Annotated in this window: 19 protein-coding genes and 2 pseudogenes; 10 read left to right on the forward strand and 11 right to left on the reverse strand. The window is 70.7% G+C overall.

Annotation, left to right across the window (positions count from 1 at the left end):
• Positions 1 to 127: 127 nt before the first annotated feature.
• The 3 genes from M2163_RS42915 to M2163_RS42925 all read left to right on the forward strand — a co-directional run bounded on the left by M2163_RS42915 (position 128) and on the right by M2163_RS42925 (position 4879).
• The gene (locus M2163_RS42915; protein WP_280896750.1) at positions 128 to 2437 is read left to right on the forward strand and encodes a Tat pathway signal sequence domain protein; all 2310 of its coding nucleotides are present in this window, start codon (positions 128 to 130) and stop codon (positions 2435 to 2437) included.
• A 35-nt stretch (positions 2438 to 2472) separates the two neighbouring features.
• Positions 2473 to 4371 (forward strand): glycoside hydrolase family 97 protein, encoded by a 1899-nt coding sequence (locus tag M2163_RS42920; RefSeq protein ID WP_280896751.1) that lies wholly within the window; start codon positions 2473 to 2475, stop codon positions 4369 to 4371.
• Positions 4372 to 4453: 82 nt separating this feature from the next.
• On the forward strand, positions 4454 to 4879 hold the full coding sequence (locus M2163_RS42925) for a VOC family protein (protein WP_280896752.1): 426 nt from the start codon (positions 4454 to 4456) through the stop codon (positions 4877 to 4879).
• A gap of 8 nt (positions 4880 to 4887) precedes the next feature.
• Here the strand turns inward: M2163_RS42925 and M2163_RS42930 are convergent, their stop codons facing one another.
• Complete coding sequence (locus M2163_RS42930) at positions 4888 to 6654, reverse strand: protein kinase (RefSeq protein WP_280896753.1); 1767 nt, start codon at positions 6652 to 6654, stop codon at positions 4888 to 4890.
• Positions 6655 to 6993: 339 nt separating this feature from the next.
• On the opposite strand from M2163_RS42930, the gene M2163_RS42935 reads away from it, so the two are divergent.
• The 3 genes from M2163_RS42935 (at position 6994) to M2163_RS42945 (ending at position 9771) form a co-directional block, all read left to right on the forward strand.
• Positions 6994 to 8004: a zinc-binding dehydrogenase gene (locus M2163_RS42935; RefSeq protein ID WP_280896754.1), complete on the forward strand. Its 1011-nt coding sequence runs from the start codon at positions 6994 to 6996 to the stop codon at positions 8002 to 8004.
• Between the two features lie 455 nt (positions 8005 to 8459).
• Positions 8460 to 9161 carry a GAF and ANTAR domain-containing protein gene (locus M2163_RS42940; RefSeq protein ID WP_280853998.1) on the forward strand — a complete coding sequence of 234 codons (702 nt, stop codon included), beginning with the start codon at positions 8460 to 8462 and terminating at the stop codon, positions 9159 to 9161.
• A gap of 121 nt (positions 9162 to 9282) precedes the next feature.
• Entirely contained in the window at positions 9283 to 9771 is a 489-nt protein-coding gene (locus M2163_RS42945) for an ATP-binding protein (protein WP_280847442.1), read from the forward strand.
• Between the two features lie 11 nt (positions 9772 to 9782).
• Here the strand turns inward: M2163_RS42945 and M2163_RS42950 are convergent, their stop codons facing one another.
• Together M2163_RS42950 and M2163_RS42955 are read right to left on the reverse strand one after the other, a co-directional pair.
• Positions 9783 to 10589 (reverse strand): class I SAM-dependent methyltransferase, encoded by an 807-nt coding sequence (locus M2163_RS42950; RefSeq protein ID WP_280896755.1) that lies wholly within the window; start codon positions 10587 to 10589, stop codon positions 9783 to 9785.
• A gap of 147 nt (positions 10590 to 10736) precedes the next feature.
• Positions 10737 to 12140: an erythromycin esterase family protein gene (locus tag M2163_RS42955; protein WP_280896756.1), complete on the reverse strand. Its 1404-nt coding sequence runs from the start codon at positions 12138 to 12140 to the stop codon at positions 10737 to 10739.
• Between the two features lie 90 nt (positions 12141 to 12230).
• Between M2163_RS42955 and M2163_RS42960 the strand changes: the two genes are divergently transcribed.
• Entirely contained in the window at positions 12231 to 12665 is a 435-nt protein-coding gene (locus M2163_RS42960; RefSeq protein WP_280896757.1) for a VOC family protein, read from the forward strand.
• A 7-nt stretch (positions 12666 to 12672) separates the two neighbouring features.
• Here M2163_RS42960 and M2163_RS42965 read toward each other — a convergent pair whose 3' ends face one another.
• Positions 12673 to 13200: a GIY-YIG nuclease family protein gene (locus tag M2163_RS42965; RefSeq protein ID WP_280847438.1), complete on the reverse strand. Its 528-nt coding sequence runs from the start codon at positions 13198 to 13200 to the stop codon at positions 12673 to 12675.
• A 197-nt stretch (positions 13201 to 13397) separates the two neighbouring features.
• Here M2163_RS42965 and M2163_RS42970 point away from each other — a divergent pair, with 197 nt between their 5' ends.
• Both M2163_RS42970 and M2163_RS42975 read left to right on the forward strand, forming a co-directional pair.
• Positions 13398 to 14078, forward strand: a complete 681-nt coding sequence (locus M2163_RS42970; RefSeq protein ID WP_280847437.1) for a Clp protease N-terminal domain-containing protein — start codon at positions 13398 to 13400, stop codon at positions 14076 to 14078.
• Between the two features lie 182 nt (positions 14079 to 14260).
• Positions 14261 to 14722 (forward strand): hypothetical protein, encoded by a 462-nt coding sequence (locus tag M2163_RS42975; protein WP_280847436.1) that lies wholly within the window; start codon positions 14261 to 14263, stop codon positions 14720 to 14722.
• Positions 14723 to 14731: 9 nt separating this feature from the next.
• Here the strand turns inward: M2163_RS42975 and M2163_RS42980 are convergent, their stop codons facing one another.
• The 3 genes and pseudogenes from M2163_RS42980 to M2163_RS42990 form a co-directional block, all read right to left on the reverse strand.
• On the reverse strand, positions 14732 to 15949 hold the full coding sequence (locus M2163_RS42980; protein WP_280896758.1) for a hypothetical protein: 1218 nt from the start codon (positions 15947 to 15949) through the stop codon (positions 14732 to 14734).
• A 218-nt stretch (positions 15950 to 16167) separates the two neighbouring features.
• Positions 16168 to 16596 (reverse strand): annotated as a pseudogene (locus M2163_RS42985) (GtrA family protein); the annotation flags it as partial.
• A gap of 57 nt (positions 16597 to 16653) precedes the next feature.
• A pseudogene (locus M2163_RS42990) lies at positions 16654 to 16981 on the reverse strand (hypothetical protein); the annotation flags it as partial.
• Between the two features lie 353 nt (positions 16982 to 17334).
• Here M2163_RS42990 and M2163_RS42995 point away from each other — a divergent pair.
• Positions 17335 to 18102, forward strand: coding sequence for a polysaccharide deacetylase family protein (locus M2163_RS42995; protein WP_280847432.1), 768 nt, complete (start codon positions 17335 to 17337; stop codon positions 18100 to 18102).
• Positions 18103 to 18105: 3 nt separating this feature from the next.
• Here the strand turns inward: M2163_RS42995 and M2163_RS43000 are convergent, their stop codons facing one another.
• The 4 genes from M2163_RS43000 to M2163_RS43015 all read right to left on the reverse strand — a co-directional run bounded on the left by M2163_RS43000 (position 18106) and on the right by M2163_RS43015 (position 20119).
• Positions 18106 to 18690, reverse strand: a complete 585-nt coding sequence (locus tag M2163_RS43000) for a hypothetical protein (protein WP_280847431.1) — start codon at positions 18688 to 18690, stop codon at positions 18106 to 18108.
• A 233-nt stretch (positions 18691 to 18923) separates the two neighbouring features.
• Complete coding sequence (locus tag M2163_RS43005; RefSeq protein ID WP_280847430.1) at positions 18924 to 19145, reverse strand: helix-turn-helix transcriptional regulator; 222 nt, start codon at positions 19143 to 19145, stop codon at positions 18924 to 18926.
• Entirely contained in the window at positions 19145 to 19636 is a 492-nt protein-coding gene (locus M2163_RS43010; protein WP_280896759.1) for a DUF2975 domain-containing protein, read from the reverse strand. Before M2163_RS43010 ends, M2163_RS43005 begins: the two co-directional genes overlap by 1 nt.
• Before the next feature lie 75 nt (positions 19637 to 19711).
• On the reverse strand, positions 19712 to 20119 hold the full coding sequence (locus tag M2163_RS43015; RefSeq protein ID WP_280896760.1) for a MarR family winged helix-turn-helix transcriptional regulator: 408 nt from the start codon (positions 20117 to 20119) through the stop codon (positions 19712 to 19714).
• Between the last annotated feature and the right edge of the window lie 55 nt (positions 20120 to 20174).

Below are 20174 nucleotides of genomic sequence, written 5' to 3' on the forward strand. Positions count from 1 at the left end.
CCAATGACCTCCATGTGGCTGAACTTTGCTGCAATTACCGGTGCGTTGTCGTCATTGACAGGTACACGAGCCCCTCTTAGGTTCCCCGATACACCCGATGTATCAGGACCCGCTCTGGAGGACGCCGATGACCTCACAGCCGGAGAGCCACCCGCAGCCGCCGCGCAGAGCCGTACTCGGCACCGCGCTCGGCGGAGCCGCGGCGGCCGCGTTACCCGGTACGGCTCACGCCGAAGCTCCGGCGTCCACGCGGCGGAGCACCGCGCGCCCCTGGAAGCTCCGCGACACGATGACCACCGACGGTGCCTGGGCGGCATTCCTGCGTGCTCAGGACCTGCTGTGGACCAGGCTGCCCACCCTCTGGCACGAGGGCCCGTTCCTCGGCGACGGTCTGCTCGGCAGCATGATCTACCAGGAGCCCGGCACCGACCGGATCCGCTTCACCGTCCAGCACGGACGGGTACAGGACCACCGCCCCGAGTTCGGCAGCGGCTGGGGCACCTGCCGCCTGCCCGTCGGCCACCTCACCCTCGAACCGGCCGGCACCATCACCGCCGTCGACTGGCGGCTGAGCCTGTGGAACGCCGAACTCACCGGCACCGTCACCACCACGGCCGGCACCCTCACCCTCGCCGCCCTCGTCCACGACGAGGTTCTCGCCGTCCGCGTCACGGCCGACGGCGGCGAACGGGTCACCTGGACCTTCCACCCCGAGGAAGCCGTCAGCCCCCGCAAGATCAGTGAGGCTCCGCCCGCCGGCTACACCGCCAACCCGCCCTGGACCACCCGCACCGCTCCGGACGGCACCGAACAGGTCCTCCAGCCGCTCACCGGCGGCGGCCGGACCGCCACCGCCCACCGCCGCACCGGCGACGACCTGCTCCTCAGCGTCGGCCACAGCCACCCGTCCGACACCGCCGCGGAGGCCGACTCACTGCGCAACCTCCGCCGCGCGAAGTCGTACAGCGCGCTGAGGCAACGGCACACCAGCTGGTGGCACGCGTTCTACCGCAAGAGCTTCGTCTCGTTCCCCGACCAGCGCCTTCAGAGCTTCCACTGGATCCAGCTCTACAAGGTCGCCTCCGCCAGCCGCGCCGGCGGTCCCGTCATGGCCACCTGCGGGCCCTGGCTGGAGCCCACACCCTGGCCCGCGGTCTGGTGGAACCTCAACGTCCAACTGGAGTACTGGCTCATCCACGGCTTCAACCACCCGGAGCTCGACTCCCTGGCCACCACCCTGCGCCAGAACCAGGAACAGCTCATCGCCAACGTGCCCGCCGCCTACCGCGCCGACAGCGCGGGCATCGGCCGCAGCTCCGACATGTTCGCCAACCGGGGCGTGGGCCGGCCGGGTTCCGGAGCCGAGACCGGCGACCTCACCTGGGCCCTGCACAACGTGTGGCTGTCCTACCGCCACTCCATGGACCGCTCCCTGCTGCGCGACACGATCTACCCCATCCTGCGCCGGGCGATCAACTACTACCTGCACTTCCTCACCCCGGGCAGCGACGGCAAGCTCCACCTGCCCAGCACCCTCTCGCCCGAGTACCCCGTAGTGCCGCCGCAGGACACCAACTACGACCTCGCCCTCATCCGCTGGGGCTGCCAGACCCTCATCGAGTCCGCCGAACTGCTCGGCGTGGACGATGAGTTGAAGCCACGCTGGCAGGACGTGCTCGCCCGGCTCACGCCGTACCCGGTCGACGACGACGGTTTCATGATCGGCGCCGAGACCCCGTACGCGCAGTCCCACCGGCACTACTCACACCTGCTGATGGTGTACCCGCTGTACCTCGTCAACTGGGACCAGCCCGAGAACCGCGACCTGATCTCCAGGTCGGTGACCCGCTGGCACGCGCTGACCGGCGCCCACCGCGGCTACAGCTACACCGGTGCCGCCTCCCTGTACGCCATGACCGGCGACGGCGACACCGCGATCACCTACCTCCGCAAGTTCTTCGACCCGACCACCCGTTACCCCTGCCGGGCCAACACCCACTACACCGAGGCCGGCCCGGTCATCGAGACCCCGTTGTCCGCCTCGCAGTCCCTGCACGACATGTTCTGCCAGAGCTGGGGCGGGACCATCCGCGTCTTCCCGGCCGTCCCCACCGCCTGGGCGGACCTCACGCTGCACAACTTCCGCACCCAGGGCGCCTTCCTGGTCAGCGCCGTCCGCAAAGCGGGGACCACCCGCTTCGTCCGGGTCAGGAGCCTGGCGGGCGAACCCCTCAAGCTGCGGCACGGCCTCACCGGCCGGCTCACCGCTGTTCTGGAGGACGGAACCGCGGCCCGCACCCACGACCTCGGTGACGGCACCCTCGCCATCGACCTGCCCCGCGGCCGCGAGGTGCTCGTCCACACCGGTTCCCGACCCGACCTGAGCATCGCGCCCGTCGCCGTCAGCGAGCCGGGACCGGCGTGGGGACTGCCGTAAAGGCCGACAAAGGCAACACAACTCGGAGGCTTTCGATGGCAGTTCCGATCAGAACCGCGGTCACCGCGCTCTGCGCCTCGCTGGCGGCCGCACTCCTCACCACAGCACCCGCCCGAGCCGAACAACACGACCGGCACGACCGGTCCTGGTCCCTGTCCGCGGGAGCACACGCCCCGCGCGCCGAGGTCACCCTCGACGACAGCAGGGGCACGCTGAGCCTGGCCGTCACCCGGGACGGCCGTACGGTCATCGAGCCGTCACCCGTCGGCCTCGTCACCGAACAGGCCGACCTTTCCGCGGACTTGCGCTTCCTGCACCGCAAGAGCCCTACCGTTCAGGAGCGTTACCGCACCAAGTCCGGCAAACGGCTGGACCGGCGGGTCCGCATGAACGAGACCCGGCTGTCCTTCACCACTGCCGCGGGCGCCCGTCTCGACCTCGTCGTCCGTGCCTCCGCGGACGGTGTCGCCTACCGGTACGTACTGCCCGCCACAACCGGTGACGTCCTCGGCGAGGCGTCCGCCTTCAACCCCCCGGCGGACGCGAAGGCCTGGCTCGGCACCTACCGGGCGGACAACGAGGGGCAGTTCGCCCAGTACACCGCGGCGACCGCCCCCAGCGGCGAGTACTCCCCCCAGGCCCTGTTCTCGACCGACGGCGGCTACACCCTGCTCGCCGAGTCCGGCCTCGACGGCTCCTACTCCGGCGCCCGCCTCGCCCACACCCAGGGCTCCGGCGGCTACCGCGTCGAGCTCGCCGACGCGCGGGTGACGAGCGACGGGCCCCTCGCCACCCCCTGGCGGGCCATGGTCACCGGCGACCTCGCCACCGTCACCCGCTCCACCTTCACCGACGACCTGGCCCCCGCGTCGAAGGTCCGCGACACCTCCTGGATCCGGCCCGGCACGGTCCTGTGGACGTGGCTCGCGGGCGGCAGGGAGGCGGGCCAGAGCCTCGCCGCGCAGAAGGCGTACGTCGACTACGCGGCCGAACGCCACTGGCCGTACGAGGCGGTCGACGCCGGCTGGTACTACCGGCCGGGGGAGTGGGACGTGACCGACCCCGACTGGCAGACCGACAGCTGGCTGCCGGAACTCGTCCGGTACGCCCGCGCCAAGGGCGTCGGCATCATCGTGTGGATCCACCAGCGCGACCTCGACACTGCCGAGGAACGCGCCCGGTGGCTGCCGACCCTGGAGGCGTGGGGCGTGAAGGGCGTCAAGATCGACTTCATGAACTCCGAGGCGCAGCCCATGCTCCGGTGGTACGACACCGTCCTCGCGGAGACGGCCGCCCACCACCTCATGGTCGACTTCCACGGCTCCACGGTCCCCAAGGGCATCCAGCGGACCTGGCCGCAGGTCATGACCCTGGAGGGCGTCGCGGGCGAGGAGAAGCGCACCAACACCGCCGTCCACCTCACCACCCTGCCCTTCACCCGCAACGTCATCGGCTCCATGGACTTCACCCCGGGTGCCTTCCAGCGCGTCGGCCTGCGCCCCAACTCCGACGCGGCCGAGGTCGGCCTCACCGTCGCCTACGAGTCGGGTCTGCAGATGTTCGCGGGCACCCCGCAGTCGTACGAGGACCGACCGCTGGCCCGCGCCTACTTCGACCAGGTCCCGGCGGCCTGGGACGACACCCGTCTGCTCGTCGGCGGACCCGGGCAGGAGGCCGTCCTGGCCCGCCGCAGTGGGGACCGCTGGTTCCTGGGCGGGCTCTACGCCGGTGCCGCCCGCACCGCCGAGGTCCCGCTGTCCCTGGGGCCGGGCCGGTGGCTGGTGGAGACGATCCGGGACGGGGCCGACGGACTCGTCCAGGACCGGCGGGTGCTGCGCGGCGGCGACCCGCTGACCGTCGACGTCGTGGCGAACGGCGGCTTCGCGGGCCTCGCCTGCCCGTGGCGGCCGGGCGTCACCACCTGCTACCGCTGACCCCACCACACGGATCCGGCCGTGCGCCACGCCGGGCCCGAGCCGCCGATGCCACGCCCGTGTCAGGGCACACAGTGGAGGCATGACCGCGGATGACAGGAACATTCTGGCCCGGGGGCGCGTGGCGACCCGGCTGCCCGCCCAGGACCTGGAACGGGCCCGGCGCTTCTATGCCGAGAAGCTGGGGCTCGAACCCGTCGACGAACGCCCCGGCGGACTGCTGTACCGCTGCGGGGGCGCGGACTTCGCCCTCTTCCAGTCGACGGGTGCCTCACCCGGCACCTTCACCCAGATGGGATGGGAGGTCGACGACATCGAGACGGCCGTGTCCGAACTGAGGCAGCGCGGAGTGGTGTTCGAGGAGGTCGACGTTCCCGGTCTGCGTACCGTCAACGGCATTGCCGACGTCGACGGCAACTACCCGAGCAAGAACGCCCGGGGGGAACGCGCGGCCTGGTTCCGCGACAGCGAGGGCAACCTGCTGGGCATCGGTGAGCCGGTCCGCTGAACCGTGCGTCAGTCGGAGCTGCGCAGCGCGACCCAGGTGTCGTGCGCCACGACACCGTCGGCGTTCAGGCCCCGCTCGTCCTGGAAGGCGCGGACCGCGGACTCGGTGCCGGACCCGAACTCACCGTCCACGCCGGTGCTTCCCACGCTGTAGCCGCGCTCGGTCAGCATGCACTGCACCTGCTGGACGCGTCGGCCGCTGTCCCCGGGGCGGGTGCGTCCGTAGCCGTCGTAGTAGGTGCACTCCGAGAGCCAGGGAGCGGTGTCGGTCCCGGCGGACGGACTGCCGGAGGACGGGGTGGGGGACGGCGTGGCGGACGGATCGCCACCCGGGGGCAGAGCGGCGTCGTCCCGGTCGTCGGTGGGGTTCGAGGTCCGGGCCTCGGCCGAGGTGGCCGCCCCGGCCGTCGCGGCTGCGCCCTCGGCCACGGCGCCGTCGGCCTCCGGTCGGCTCAGTCCGCCCTTGCCCGGTGACACCGGCCCGTCGGAGGGGTCACGGGAGCTGGAGCCTTCCGATGTGCCGACCCCGGGTCCGGGAGCGGCGGTGACGGGCGGGTTCTGGCGGACGAGCAGCAACGCCACCGCGGCCACGACACAGATCGTGAGGGCCGCGGCGGCGACCAGTAACGCCCTTCTGCGCCTGTGGGCGGACTCCTCCGCAGGGCCCGGCACGGGAGTGCTCGCGGCCTGCGCGGACGGCGGCGCATCCGAAGACGCGGGCAGGGCGGCGGACAGGGGAGCAGGCCGCGGCGGACGCGCGGACAGCGGCGGCGGCGCACCCGGCGACCGCAGACAGCCCAGATCCGCGACCGGCAGACCGTGCAGCGCCTCGTACGCCTGCTGCCGGGCGAGCACCTTGCCGCCCAGCGGCTCCGGCCAGGCGGCGGCCACGGGGTGCGCCCGGGCGGCGTCGACCAGCTCCTGCGGGGTCGGCCGCCGCGCGGGCTCCTTGTCGAGACAGGCGGTCAGCAGGGCGCCGAGCTCCTCGTCCGCCGCCGAGATCCCCCCGATCACCCCGGGGTTGGGGTCCTCGTACGCCACCCGGTGCATCACGTCGACCCCGGTGCCGTCACCGAACGGCGCGCGGCCCGAAGCGGCGTACACCAGCGTCCCGGCCAGCGAGAACACGTCGGACGCCGTGTCGGAGCGGCCTTCCCGCAGATGCTCGGGCGACATGTAGGCCGGAGTCCCCACCCGGTTCCCGGTGCCGGTGATCGCGCTCGCGTCCGCGGCCTTCGAGATCCCGAAGTCGATCACGTGCGCGCCGCGCAGGGACAGCAGGACGTTGGACGGCTTGAGATCGCGGTGCACGATCTCCTCGACGGCCAGACCGGCGAGCGCCTGCCCCAGCTCCGCCACCAGCCGCCACACCGCGTCCGCGCCCAGGGCGCCGTACTCCTTCACCGCCTCCGCGAGATCGAAACCCGGGAGGTACTCCGTGGCCATCCACAGCAGCTCGTCCTCGAAGCCCGTGCCGCACAGGCGCGGTGCGTGCGGTGTCCGCAGGCGGGCGTGCACGGCCGCCTCACGCTCGAAGCGGCGCCGGAACCTGGGGTCCTCCGCGTACTCCGGCCTGATCACCTTGACCGCGACCAGACCCGGGCTGTCGTCCGCGGGACGCGCCAGATAGACCCGTCCCATCCCGCCACTGCCGAGCAGCGCCACCGGCGCGTACGGTCCGACGCGCCTCGGGTCACCGAGCCGCAGGGGTGAGGCACCGGTCTGCCGCAGCGCGGCAGCCGCGTCGTCCGCCGACTCCGGCCGCTGTCCCGACAAGAAATCCCCCGAAGTCACATTCGATGCACGCCAGTTCGCCCGCAGCGGGAGACGAGCGTAGCTCAGCTCGCGCAGGTGTTCAGGAAATCGCTCACCTCCGTCGCCCGCCACCTCGGGTCGGCACTTCCCGCCCCGGTGCCCGGAGTCATCGAAGGTGACGGCGATGACACCGACCATGCGTCTGCGGGCCGGATCGAGCGCGCGGCCGGTGCCGTGCCGGTGGATCTCGACGGTGGTCTCAACAGGCCGTCCGTCGGGACGAGTCGGGAATGAACCCGTGGTGTCTGCACGTTGTCCACCGCCGACCGCCTCTCCTGTCCCCGGGTGGAAAGCAGGCTCATGACGTCCTCGCCGAGCACGATGCGCGCGATCCGGCTCTCCGCTCCCGGCCCGGTGCACAACCTGCGGCCGGCCACACTCCCGCTCCCGGCCGAGAGGGACGGCTGGGTGCGCATCCGCGTGGAGGCGTTCGGCCTCAACCGCTCCGAGCTGAAGCTCCGGCTGGGCCTCAGCGAGGGCGTGAGCTTCCCCCGGGTGCCGGGCATCGAGGCCGCAGGCACCGTCGACGCGTCCCCGGCCGACAGCGGGCTCGTCACCGGACAGAAGGTCGTCGCGATGATGGGGGACATGGGGCGCACCTACGACGGCGGCTACGCCGAGTACACCTCCGTGCCGCTGTCCCAGGTCATCCCCGTCGACACGGACCTGCCCTGGGAGGTGCTGGGCGCGCTGCCGGAGATGGTGCAGACCGCCTACGGCTCGCTCACCGTCGGCCTGGACCTCAGGCCCGGCCAGTCCGTCCTGATCCGCGGCGGCACCTCGTCGGTCGGTCTGGCCGCCGTCGCGCTCGCCGCCTGGCGCGGTGCCACCGTGCTGTCCACCACCCGGCGGGCCGACCGCCTCGCCCTGCTGGCCGGGCACGGCGTCGACCACCCGGTCCTGGACACCGGCGAGATCGCACCCGCCGTGCGCGAGCTCTACCCGCACGGCGTCGACGCCGCCCTCGACCTGGTCGGCACACCCACCCTGCCCGACACCCTGCGCACGGTCCGCGTCCACGGCACGGCCTGCTTCGGCGGCAGCCTCTCCAACCAGTGGACGGTGCGGGACTTCTCCCCGAACGAGTACCTGCCGAGGGGCGTACGCCTCGCCGGCTACTTCGGCGACGCGGCCGACCTGCCCCGGGCGACCTTCCAGGAGATCCTGGACGCCGTCGCCGCCGGCCGGCTCACCTTCCCCGTGGACCGCGTCTACGACGGCCTCGACCAGGTGCCGCAGGCCCACGACGACATGGAGCACGACCGGGCCACCGGCAAGCTGGTCGTCCGCGTCCGGCACGCGGACCGTTGAACCGTCGTCCACCGCGGACCGCGGCTCACGCAGGGGCCGCGGTTCGGTCCCGGCCGGCACTGGTTGCGCAGGAGTAGCACCGGCGGAGGTGGGGACTTGAAGGGCAGGCCGGGCGCGGTGGCGTACCCCATGGGGGCCGCGCCGGCCAGGCTTCTCCGGTTCAGACACGAGCCGGGGAGGCCGTGTCAAGGTGCGGCCTCCCGGCCATGCCCGTCGCCTCCCCGCCCGCACGCCGGGGGGCGACGGCCCGCTTGCAGAAGCCCTCGACCGGCTGCTGCCGGAGCCGGCGACCACCGATGACCTGGCCCGTCGCGGCGGGAGCCGCACCGCGCCGCCGTCGAGCGGGTGCCGGGTGCCCCCGGGACCGGGCACCCCCGGCCGCAGCCCACGGTGGCGCGGCGGCCGGGACCGGGTCGGCGGTAGGGTGGCCGCACCGGTGGAGGTGGGTGGTGGCGGTGGAGTGGCGGGAGTTCGCCGAGGCGATGGCCCAGCTTGCGCGGAACCTGCTGGCGCAGGAGTCCGTCCAGGGCACGCTGGACGAGATCGCGGCGTCGGCGGTGCGTCTGGTCGAGGGCTGCGACGCGGCGGGGATCCTGGCGGTCCGCAAGGGCCGGGCGGTCACCCTGTCCGCCTGCGGCGACGTGGTGGAGGCGTCCGACCGTTTGCAGGGCGAGCTGGCCGAGGGCCCGTGCTTCGATCTCGCCGCCCGCGCCGACGGCGGCAAGGGGGAGCGCGTGTTCCGCATCGCGGACATCACCCGGCCGCAGCCGGCCTGGCCGCGCTTCGCGGAAGCGGCCCGCGACCTGGGCATCGGCAGCATGACCGGGGTGCTGCTCTACACCCATGACGAGGACTTCGGCGCGCTGAACCTCTACTCCCGCCGCCCCGGCGCCTTCGACAAGGACATCGAGACCGCCGGCTGGATGCTGGCCTCGCACGCCGCCGTCGCCCTGGCCGACGCCCGTACGATCGACCAGCTCGAGGACGCCATGAAGACCCGGCATGCCATCGGTGAGGCCATGGGCATCCTGATGGAACGGCACAAGCTGAGCGAGGACGACGCCTTCAGCGTGCTGCGCCGCATCTCGCAACAGCACAACATCAAGCTGCGCGACGTCGCCCAGCGGGTCCGCTCCGACCGCCCCGGCCAGGCCTGACCGGCCGCTCGTCGCCCGGCTGCCGTGCGACCGCACACGGCCTGCGTACGCGCCCGGCGACCGGGTAGCCGCAAGAGCGGCAACCGGCCAGAAGTGGTTGAACGCGACGAAAGAGCTCCACATGATCATCCCGCTTATGCAGCAGGCGGCGGATGAGGTGGGCAGGGACGATCATGCCAGGCTGCGCTATGCCGCGGCCTGGGGTCCGAGCACTCCCCGCGCCGTGGAAGCGCGGCGGGATGTGCGCGCCGTCCTCGCCCACGCTCCGGGCAGCGACCGCCCGGCCGTCCCCGACTCCCGGCTCACGGACGCCGAACTCGTCGTCAGCGAGCTCGTCACGAACGTGCTGCGGCACGCCCCCGGCCCCTGCGCCCTGACGCTGCGGCTGACCGGCGAGGAACTGTCGATCAGCATGTACGACTCCTCGCCCGACGCGCCGGTGGTCCAGCCGCCCGACCGCGGCCGTGTCGGCGGGCACGGCCTGCGCCTGGTGCACTCGGTCAGCGACAGAGTCGTCGTCACCCCCCGCGGCAGAGGCAAGGAGATCACCGCCCACCTGCGCCTCACCGAGAGTGACGACACCGCTCCCGGCGAGCTCGCCGCCGGATAGGGGCCGGGCGATCACCCGTGCCATGTCGTCACCCCGCTGCCGTGCCCCGGATTTCGGTGAGCGACGACCAACCAGGCACGGGAGTCGAACCACACGCCCTCACCGGTGTCGTGCGCCTGTAGAGTCCCGCGCAACCGGTCCAGGGCACGCTCCGCGGAGACGGCGTCCAGGTCGGTGACCCGGTCCTTCACCATCCGCAACTGGCGTACGGCAGCCAGCGCGCGCTCGGCGTCCGGGCCGTAGCAGACGGGCTCGCGTACGTCGGTGACCTCCACCGCCGTGAAGCCGGACCGGGCCAGGACATCGGTCACGACGTGCGGCTCGGCCAGCGAGAAGGGGCCGTCGGCCGTTGATGAGGACGCCGGCCGAGCTGCCCCGGGAGAGAGCGCCGCCCGGATCGCGGTGTGCCACTCCTGACGCTCGGCGGCCTGCCAGACCAGCTGCACGAAGCGCGCACCAGGGCGCAGGGCCCGCCCGATGTTGGCGAACGCGGCGACCGGGTCGGAGAAGAACATCGTGCCGAACCGACTGACGGCCGAAGCGAAGTGCTCCGGCGCAAAGGCGTACTCCTGGGCGTCGCCCTGCACGAAATCGATGTTCCGCAGCCCTTCCACCCCGGCCTTGCGGCGGGCCCGCGCCAGCATCGGGCCCGAGACGTCGATGCCGAGGGCGGTACCCGGTGACGCCGCCCGGGCCGCGTCCCGGGTGGTGAGGCCGGCGCCGCAGCCGATGTCGAGGACACGGTCACCGGGGCGGACGCCGAGTGCCTCCAGCAGTCGCTCGTGATGGCGAGCGAGCTCCACGTCGTAGTCGAACACGGGCAACCCCTCCTCAAGCCGCAGGGCCGTCGAGGAGCACGCCTCCCCATCCGCCGCAGACCCTACGACGATGTCGTATCCCGGCGTCCAGGGCTGGGACCGGCGCGCCACCGCCGGCCTGACCCAGCGGTGGTGCGAGGAAGGGGATCACGGTGCGCCCAGGTACGTTGTCGCCTCGACGTCGTGCAGGTGGACGAGGATGTCGTGGGCCCGGCCGAGGGCGGTCGTGTACTTCGTCGGGTCCGGCCATCCGGCGCCGATGTTCCAGGTGCCGCGCTCCTGGTCCAGCCAGGCACGCGCGGGCTGAGGGGCCGTACGCAGGTCGAGGATGTAGTCGTCCTGGTGTGCCTTGTCCAGGGTGTGTTCGTTGGAGCCCGGCTTCGCGGCGCCCACCCGGTAGGTGCGCATCACGTTGTCCTCGGTGCCGAAGGCCTTGAAGGCGCCCTTGTAGAAGCTGAAGCCGATGCTCACGTAGTCCTTGCCCAACGCGTCGCGCAGGAAGGCGCCCTGGGTCTTGGGATACCGCGCGTCGAACGAGTCGTAGGACACATGTGTGTTGTGCGCCGACAGCAGGATCCGGTCGCCGGTGTGCCGGTGCCACCAGGCCACGTTCTCGGCCATGACCTGGTCACGCAGCTTCATCATCGCCGCCACCTGGTCCTCGTCCGCGAAGTCGAAGGCCATGCCCCTGGCCATCTGGTGGATGGCCCTGGCGTGCTGCACCGTCCACCCGTGTTCCTGCTCGTCGGTGCCGGGGGCAGGACGCTGTGCGCGCAGGAGGTCGTACACTTTCCCGGTCCGCTCAGCCCGCTCCTCGCGCTCGGCGAGCGGCAGTTCGAAGTACTCCTCGCTGTAGGTGCCGGCATCGGTGGCCGGTGCCAGACCGCGGTACAGCTCGGTGACGCGGCCCAGCAACCGCGGGTACCTGCGGGCCACATAGGCGGTCACACGCTCGTACAGCTCGGGCCCGGCATAGCCCATGTCGTCGCCCATGAACTGCACCGGGTCGTCCGGATGGCGAAGGTTGTAGCCGCGCATCCACTCGACCAGGTCGAGGTAGTCCTGGTTGTTCCAGATCCGGTACGACCCCTGGAACTCCTCACGCGCGATGTCCCTCAACTCGCCCTTCCCGCCCAGCACGTACTCGTTGAGCCGCACTCCGCTGCTCCAGGGAAGCTCCAGGGAGAAGGACCGAAACCCCTTCTCCTCGACCAGGTAGCGGAAGACCCGGTGCTTCATGCGGAAGAAGTCCCGCGAACCGTGGGTGGCCTCGCCCAGCCCCACCACCTGGGAGTCCCGGACCATACGGCCCAGCGCGCGCAGGTCCCGCAGACCGCCCTCGGGATCGGTGCCCTGCAGCGTGTGAGCACCGCGCTCGACGGCGGTGACCACACGCTCCTCGTACTGCGCGGAAGCGGATGCCGATGCCCTCGACACCGGGGCCGAAGCGGGCGGTTCGTGCCCGGTGTCGCCGACGGCCGGAGTGGCGACCGCCAGCGTGCCGAGGGAGAGCAGGACCGAGGAGAGGACTACTGCCTTGTGTCGCGTCATGGCTTCAGACTTCCGTGTGCACAAGGTGTGTCACCAACCCGTACGCTGCCTGGCGTCGGGTGGCGCAGGCGCTACTGCTACCGTGCGCCGATGTCCACGATCAAGCAGTTCCAGGTCACCTTCGACTGCGCGGAGCCCGAGCGCGTCGCCCGCTTCTGGTGCGAGGTGCTGGGGTATGTCATGCCGCCGCCGCCCGCGGGGTTCGCCACGTGGGAGGAGTACAACGGGTCACTCCCTCCTGCGGATCAGGGGGCGTGGGCCGCCTGCCTCGATCCCTCGGGTGTGGGCCCGCGGCTGTTCTTCCAGCGTGTTCCCGAGGGCAAGGTCGTCAAGAACCGGGTGCATCTCGACGTTCGGGTCGGCACCGGGCTCGTGGGTGAGGAGCGCCTGGCCACGCTGGAGGCCGAGTGCGCACGGCTGGTCGCGCTCGGCGCGGTCCGCGAGCGACTGCTGCCGGCCGATGACGCGAACGAGTCGTGCATCGTGATGCGGGACGTCGAGGACAACGAGTTCTGTCTCGACTGACAACTGCTCATGGTTCGGCCCGTCCGGAGGGCCGTCCGGACGGGCTCTGCGCGTTCGCCGCGTCCGCGGCCTGCTGGGCGTCCCTGGCGAGTTTGGCGATCCTCGTCTGCGCTGCGGTGATGCCGCGCAGGATGAGACGCAGGTGGGTGGTGGACTGCGGTACGGCGGCCTGGAGTTCTTCGAGGCGCCGCTGCTGTGCGGCGAGTTCGGCCCTGAGCCGGGCGGCCCGGTCGGGCGGTGGGGGAGGGGCCGCGCCGTTGAAGACGATGTTGTGCAGGGGGCGTTCGGTGTGGACGACTTCGCGTTCGGCCGTGTGTGCGTCGTCGGGGTAGTCGATCCGTATGCCGATGACGCGGGAGCCCCAGGGCTGTTGTTGCAGGTGTGTGCGGATACGGGTGAGCGGGCACGTGGAGATGCCGACGTACAGCAGGCCTTCGAGCCCGTAGAGGCGGTACAGGGCGGTGCGACCGGCGGTGTGCAGGCTGCCTTCCTCGTCGAACAGGCTGCGCAGGAACTGTGTGTCGATGTCGGTCATGACGCGGCCTTCCCCGGCTCGGGGCGTGCGGTGACCGTCGCGGCCGGCTCCCACCCTCCGCACGCCGTTCGTCCATCCCTTCACGGTGCCACGCGGGTGTGACACTGCCCCGGCTGCTGAGTCATCGCCATCCGACGCTGGAGAGTGAGCGTCAATTGCAGATTGACGATCGACTGTCGTCAACTTAAGATTGACGCATGAGCCCACTCGACATCAGCCTCGCCGACCTGATCGCCAGGCTCGACGAGGAACTCCCCGACGCCGACGTACTTGCCCGCATCAGTGAGGCGCGACTTCGCGCCCAGACGCTGTCCGACCTCGGTGACCAGCTCATCGACCACTACGTCAGCAAGGCGAAGCGGAACGGTGCGTCGTGGACCGAGATCGGCGATGCCATCGGAGTGACCAAACAAGCCGCCCAACAACGGCACGCACCGGGCCCGTTCGAGCGGTTCACCCGTCTGAACCGGCACGGCATCGTCCTGGCGCAGGAGGCAGCCCGGACGCACAAGCACGACTTCATCGGCACCGAGCACATGCTGCTCGGCCTCCTCGGCGAACCGCAGGGCCTCGCGTACGAGGTGCTGGTGGCGAAAGCGGGACCGGAGCAGCGCATCCGCGACGCGATCGAGGAAGCGATGCCGCCGGCCGGGGAGAAGGCACTCCGGGGGCACATCGCGTTCCGTCCGGAGAGCAAGGAGGCCATCGAGCAGGCACGCCGCGCTTCGACCGAGCTCGGCCACGACTGGGTCGGCACGGAACACACGCTGCTGGGTCTGATCCGCGTCGAGGAGAGCCCCGCCGCGCAGATCCTGCACACCCTCGGCTTCACGGCGGACGAGCTGCACGAGTCGGTCAGGACTGCCGTCCGGCCGTGAGCCGCGGTGGTGGTGAGGTGGCGGGACTGTACAAGTGGCGCGCCCGTGTCACCAGTCGGACAATGGAATGGCGCTCAGCACGGATGAAGGCACGCGGCCACGCCCGGTTGCCCATCACTGACTTGGGCGACTCACCCTTCACTCCGGGCGCATGCACAGCCCCGCATGGAGGTGTTTCCGTGATGACGAAACCCACCGAACAGCAAGCCCCGACCGCCCTCGGCTCCCCCACGACGTGGGATGTGTACTGTCCGGAGGAGGACCTCGCCGTCCTCCCGGGGTTCCCGAGCAAGCAGGCCGCCGGGCACGCCGCAGCCGAGCACAACGCGCAGTTCACCCCGCGGCACTCGGCCGTGGCACGGAAGCACACGCCCGGCCCCGAGGATCCGCCGCCGCACCTTACGCCGGCTCAGCGCGAGGCGTTCCAGCAGAACGAGTCCGACTTCGCCGAGTTGGAGAATCGCAGCCGTTCCGTACGCGAGGCCGCCGAAGCCCGCCTGCGTCACGCGGACTACGACCCCGGCGGTCCTCTGTACTGCTACGTCTGCACATGCAGCAGCTTCGTCGCACCTGACGACGACGGCGGTCTCGACGCTCGATGCGAACGTGAATTCTGTCGGCACACGTCGATGCAGCATGCCTGAGCGACTCGGTCAGCCGGGGTGCCTGCTCAAGGCGTACGCCATCTTTGCCACTTGGGACCTTTTCGCCTTGGAGGAGTAGGCATAGAGAAAGGGCCACTGCGGCCCGTCGAAAGCCGTGGGCGCCCATCCCATCTGCCGGGCGAGCCCCGACACCAACTGGTAGGCCCCCGCTGCCATTCCGGCGATGCCCATGGCGTTCCCGGGGGCCAGCACGAAGTCCACCGCCCCGGCTGCCAGCGCGATGCTGCCGACAGCCGTGGCCATGGGGCGCTCACGCAGCTCGCTCAGAGGGCTGCGGAAACGGTCTCGGCTCACCGTGTGGCGCAGTTCGCGGATGATCAGGCCGTCGAGTTCCCGCCGGGGATGGTGCCGGTACCGCTCGCACACGTCGGCGATCCACTGGACCAGTTCCTGACGGCCCCGTCCCCGCAGGAACGTGTCGAGGTCGCGCGGGCCGGCATGGACGTCCAGGAGGCGCAGAACGTCGAGCAGTTGTACCGCCAGCTCGGAAGCCAGATTCCGGGAAGGTGCCGTAGGGGCCGGTACCGGAACACCGTCAGCTGTCCGAGCCCGGGTGATCAGCCGGACGAAACGACGGTCCGCCTGGCTGAGCAGCAAGGGGACTTTGGCGCCCGAGAGTTCGAAAGCGGCGCCGTGGTTGTAGGCATCGCGCAGGATCAGTTTGGCGACGTTGAAGGGCATGCCGTCGGTGGACCATCTCGCCGTGTCGAGCGTTCCTTCGGGGATACGACGAGCCGCGCCCGCACCGCGGTAGGCGCCGTACCAGTACGCGACTTGCCCGGGATCGCGGGCCAGCCGCTCCGCCGCCAAGTCCGCACCGCGTTCGGGCGGCGCCGCGAGAACCCTGCGTTCGCTCTCCGGCAGCCCCTCGTCGTTGCGGAGGATCGACAGCAACGCCCCGTCGATCTCGTCGTCCCAGCGGGCGTAGTCCCAAGGGTGCCCGTCCCGGTGTGCACGGTCGGTCAGCCAGGGTTCGCGGGCCTGGATACGGATGAACCCCTGCTCGACGTAACGAACGAAGGATTTCGCCGGGATCTGGGTCGCGTGGCGGATGAGCACGCTGGAAGGGGCCCACAGATTGAGGGGTTGGCTCAGCGCGAGCAGGCTGTGGAGGCTCTGGTACCCCGGCTCGCCGTACTCGCTGATGTGACAGAACGTCGGGAAGACCGAGCCCGCCGTGCCGGGCGCGCCGACCGCGCCGGTCACGCGGCCAGGGCGCGGTGTCGGGTCGCGTCAACCCGCTCGGTCTTGCATGGGGCGGTGCTTCGCATGTGTCCCCCTAGAGTCAACTGTGTTGTCGCCAACACATGTTGAGAACACCATGGCAGAGGGGCCGGGGAGCGGCCAGCCCACCTGCGGACCGGCGCGACCCCCCTCTGCCGCTGTCCCGGAGACCGTGCCGGGGGCTCTTGGCCGCGGCGGACGGCGAAGACGTACAGGCGCAGGACGGCGAAGCGGCCCAGGCCCGCGAGGGCGGAGGCGCTGAGGTAGACGGTCTGCTCGGTCAGGATGCCGGGGGCCGGCTGGATCAGGTGCAGGACGTACACGGCGGCGGTGGTGACCAAGTAGGCGACGGTCGCCGAGCCGGCGGACTGCCAGTGCTCCCGCCACCTGGCGCGGCGCCCGGTGCCGAAGGTGAAACGGGCGTGGAGCTCGGTGCACAGCAGGGTGGAGGCGGCGGTGACGAGGGCGTTGGCGACCGCCCAGGGCAGCAGCGTGGCCAGCAGCGGAACCGCGAGACCGGAGAGGGCCCCGACGCTGCCTCCGAGGATGACGAACCGTAGGAAGGAGGCGACGGGGCCGGGGCCTGCCGAGGTCGCCGTCTCGGCCCTGTGTACGAGCGGCGACGTCATGACGGAGTTCCTTCCAGCGGTTGCGGGTCAGAGGCTGCGGGCGGTGATGTCGCCGTGGGAGGTGCCGGCGTCCAGGGCGGCGGAGGTGGCGGTGGCGAGGGTGATGTCGCCTTGCTGGGTGGTGAGTTCGAGGGTGCCGGTGACGGCCTCGTGGATGGTGATGTGGCCGCGCTGGGTGCTGATCGCCGGGGCCGGTGATCCGCAGGACGCCGTCGCGGTGCTCGACCTCGATGTGCTCGGCGGCCTTGGTGTCGCGGTTCCGTGCGGGGTCGGCGGGGCGGATCTCGACGGTGGTGTCGGTGCGGTCGGCGGCGATGACCTGGACGTGTGCGGTGGGCAGGTCGATGACGGTGGTCAGGGGGGCGGGGGTGTCGAACTTCTGCATCAGGTGCTCCTGCGTTCGTCGCTGTTTCCGATGAACGAAAAGCTACGTTGCATTCACGATCCCGGCAACATACTTGTTGCGCTAAATCCGTATTACCGCAGGCAGTTGAGGCAATTTCATTGCAACAGATTCAAAGACAACGCAACGTCAGCTGGACGATCGTTGCAACAGATCGAAGGTGAACGCTATAGCGACCCTGCCGCGACCTTTCGGCGGCCGAGTTGTCCGTGAACCCTCCCGGATTTGTCCTTGATCCGTAACGGACGCATCCCCCAGCCGCCGTTCCTCGTCTAGCCAGGTGGTCACGGAGTGATCAGGGCATCGACGAGGAACTGCGCGGAAGCGGGGCGGACATGGCACGGCACGGTGGGCGGGGCTGGAACGGCAAGGTGCTCGGGGCGGCACTCGGGGTGACGCTGCTCGCCACCGGTGCCTCCGTGTGGACCGCGCAGGCCGGTGCCGTGGGTACGTCGCCCAAGACGGCCACCTCGACCACGCCGGCCAGTGCGGTGAAGCCGGTCGCGGTGACCATCGCGCACGCCTCGGACAAGGGCGCCCGCGGCGTCAACATCACGATCGACGACGGACCCGACCCCGTATGGACTCCCCAAATGCTCGACGTGCTGCGGGAGTACGGAGTCAAGGCCACGTTCTGCATGGTGGGGACCCAGGCGCAGGCCCACCCGGAGTTGGTGAAGCGGGTGGTGGCCGCCGGGCACCGGCTGTGCGACCACTCGGTCTCCCACGACACCACCATGGACAAGAAGTCCGAGGCGTACCAGTCACAGCAGATACTCGACGCCGAACGCATGATCACCCAGGCGTCAGGCGGCGTGCGACCGATGTACTACCGGGCCCCCGGCGGTGCCTTCACCCCCTACAGCCGTAAGCTCGCCGCTTCCCGGGGCATGCGTCCGCTGGGCTGGAACGTGGACTCCAAGGACTTCGAGCGACCGGGCACGGCCGCCATCGTCGCCACGGTCGAACAAGAACTGCCGGGTGGCCCGACCGTCCTCTTCCATGACGCGGGTGGCGACCGTTCCCAGACCGTCGAGGCCCTTCGCCTGATCCTGCCCCGGCTCAAGGAGCAGGGTTACTCGTTCGGTTTCCCCGTGCGGTGACCCCTACTGCGTGAAGTCCGGTTCCCAGGGCAGGACCCGGAAGTCGCCGGTGCCGTTCTTCACCTTCTCGAACGGCGCCGAACTCACGCACTTGGGCAGGTCCTTGGTCTCGATCGGGTTGCCCACCGAGGCCCAGCTGTAGCCCAGGCGATCGTGCCTGCCCACGTCGTGCACGGTGAAGCCGACCCGGTTGCCCTTCGCTCCCGGCAGGTCGGTGTCGGTGATGACCCCGGTTGCGACCGCGACCTTGCCGCCGGTCAGCAGGCAGTCGATCCTCCCCTCGGCCCAGGCGCCCTCGGCGTCGAGGTAGTGGCTGAAGCGGAACGTCCCCGTGGCCTTCGCGGGATCCATCCGGTGCTCGGCCGCGAGGTGCGCGTCGAAGGTGAAGGTGATGTCGTCGCCGAGCGGCCGGTAGAGCTTGGCGGACCCCGTCAAGGCTGCGGCCTCCTTCGCGGGGCGTGGGGACTCGCTCCCTGTCGAGCGGTCGAGGGCCGCGGCGGACGCGGTGCACGCGACGGTGATCAGGGCGGCGGCGCCTGCGGCGACACGGACGCGGGTGCGGGTGGAGGTGGGCGCTGTGCGGCTCATCGCTGGTCCTTCCTCGTGGGTGGGCGCCCGCTCTCCGTGGGCGCCACCCCAGAGTCCCGCGGGCTGACGGTGCCTCACATCGCCCGCCGAGTTGACGTATCGCTCCGCCGCTCGGGGCACCCGCGTGATCGCCGTGCGCCCGCGGAGGTACGCCCGCCTGCGCCCCTGGTCTCACGCCCGGGGCAGATGTCCAGGGCTGCCTTTCCTACGGCTCGGCGCACTCGCGGGACACGTCATCCGCCCGCCGCCTCGTCGGCTTCCCAGCGCAGCAGGTCACCCGGCTGGCACTCGAGTACCTCGCAGAGCGCCGCGAGCGTGGTGAAACGCACCGCCTTGGCGCGGCCGTTCTTGAGCACCGCCAGGTTGGCGGGTGTGATGCCGACGCGGTCGGCGAGTTCGCCCACCGACATCTTCCGCTTGGCCAGCATGACGTCGATGTCGACGGTGATCGGCATCAGATCACCTCGGACAGTTCGGCCTGCATCTGCGAGGCCTCGGCATCGCGCGCGACGGCCTGGGCGAGCAGCATCCGCAGCACGTACACGATCAGCGCGACCCCCAGGATGGCCACACCGATGCCGCCCATGATGACGCTGACACCCGGATCCTCCCGCTGGCCCGGCGCGTTGACGACGGTGACCGCGAACCATAGGAGGGCGGCCGCCACGATCGCGCCGATCACGCCGTCCACGTACCGGAAGGCGGCGTGGGAGAACACGGTTCCGCGGCGCACCATCGTCACCAGACGCCCTACGCACACCACGGCGACCTGTACCGACACCATGCCCAGGACGGTGATCACGCGCAGTGCCGTCAGCGGGAGCGAACCGTCCTCCGGGTCCTTCCCGCTGACCAACGTCCACACCATCAGCGCCTGTACGAGCAGGGTGCCGGTGAATACCCCCGTGAGCACCGCACGCAGGGCGTTGACAGCCAGTTTTCCCATGACCCAGCCTTCCATCGAGTTACGATGGAAATCTATCGAATATCGATAAGCCTTGGCAAGCCGGCAAGTGTTACGTCATGCGGTCAGGCGTCGAAGCAGGTCGAGCAGGGTGGCGCGGTCCTCGTCCGGCAAGGGGGAGAAGCAGTCGGCGAGCACCTCGTCGGCCACCTTGTGACCGGCCGCAAGGACCCGCTCGCCGTTGGGTGTGAGGTGGTGTTCGATGCGCCGCCCGTGTCCCGGCCGGCGCTCCACGAGATCCTGGGCGGTGAGGCGCCCGGCGAGCGTGCCGAAGGCCTGCTCGGTCTGGAAGGTCGCCGCGGCCAACTCGCGTGCGGAGGCTCCGGGGGAGCGGCTGATCGCGCGCAGGGCGTCCCACTGGGCCAGTGTCGTGCCGACGGACAGGAGGGCGCTGTCGAGGGCCCTGTGCTGTCGGTACTGGGCCTGCTTGACCGCCCTGCCGAGTTCTTGCAGCTCACCGTGCATGCGTCGAGTCTACTTCATGACCAAGCTAGCTTATATAAAGATGTTTAGTTAAGGT

This window comes from Streptomyces sp. SAI-135 (genome assembly GCF_029893805.1).
In the GTDB taxonomy this organism is placed as follows: Bacteria; Actinomycetota; Actinomycetes; order Streptomycetales; family Streptomycetaceae; genus Streptomyces.

What these genes read in the sequence shown, in the direction of transcription:
- M2163_RS42915 (WP_280896750.1), top strand. Translation starts at nt 128, where the DNA reads ATGACCTCACAGCCGGAGAGCCACCCGCAGCCGCCGCGCAGAGCCGTA.
- M2163_RS42920 (WP_280896751.1), top strand. Translation starts at nt 2,473, where the DNA reads ATGGCAGTTCCGATCAGAACCGCGGTCACCGCGCTCTGCGCCTCGCTG.
- M2163_RS42925 (WP_280896752.1), top strand. Translation starts at nt 4,454, where the DNA reads ATGACCGCGGATGACAGGAACATTCTGGCCCGGGGGCGCGTGGCGACC.
- M2163_RS42935 (WP_280896754.1), top strand. Translation starts at nt 6,994, where the DNA reads ATGACGTCCTCGCCGAGCACGATGCGCGCGATCCGGCTCTCCGCTCCC.
- M2163_RS42945 (WP_280847442.1), top strand. Translation starts at nt 9,283, where the DNA reads ATGATCATCCCGCTTATGCAGCAGGCGGCGGATGAGGTGGGCAGGGAC.
- M2163_RS42955 (WP_280896756.1), bottom strand. Translation starts at nt 12,140, where the DNA reads ATGACGCGACACAAGGCAGTAGTCCTCTCCTCGGTCCTGCTCTCCCTC.
- M2163_RS42960 (WP_280896757.1), top strand. Translation starts at nt 12,231, where the DNA reads ATGTCCACGATCAAGCAGTTCCAGGTCACCTTCGACTGCGCGGAGCCC.
- M2163_RS42965 (WP_280847438.1), bottom strand. Translation starts at nt 13,200, where the DNA reads ATGACCGACATCGACACACAGTTCCTGCGCAGCCTGTTCGACGAGGAA.
- M2163_RS42970 (WP_280847437.1), top strand. Translation starts at nt 13,398, where the DNA reads ATGAGCCCACTCGACATCAGCCTCGCCGACCTGATCGCCAGGCTCGAC.
- M2163_RS42975 (WP_280847436.1), top strand. Translation starts at nt 14,261, where the DNA reads ATGACGAAACCCACCGAACAGCAAGCCCCGACCGCCCTCGGCTCCCCC.
- M2163_RS42995 (WP_280847432.1), top strand. Translation starts at nt 17,335, where the DNA reads ATGGCACGGCACGGTGGGCGGGGCTGGAACGGCAAGGTGCTCGGGGCG.
- M2163_RS43000 (WP_280847431.1), bottom strand. Translation starts at nt 18,690, where the DNA reads ATGAGCCGCACAGCGCCCACCTCCACCCGCACCCGCGTCCGTGTCGCC.
- M2163_RS43005 (WP_280847430.1), bottom strand. Translation starts at nt 19,145, where the DNA reads ATGCCGATCACCGTCGACATCGACGTCATGCTGGCCAAGCGGAAGATG.
- M2163_RS43010 (WP_280896759.1), bottom strand. Translation starts at nt 19,636, where the DNA reads ATGGGAAAACTGGCTGTCAACGCCCTGCGTGCGGTGCTCACGGGGGTA.
- M2163_RS43015 (WP_280896760.1), bottom strand. Translation starts at nt 20,119, where the DNA reads ATGCACGGTGAGCTGCAAGAACTCGGCAGGGCGGTCAAGCAGGCCCAG.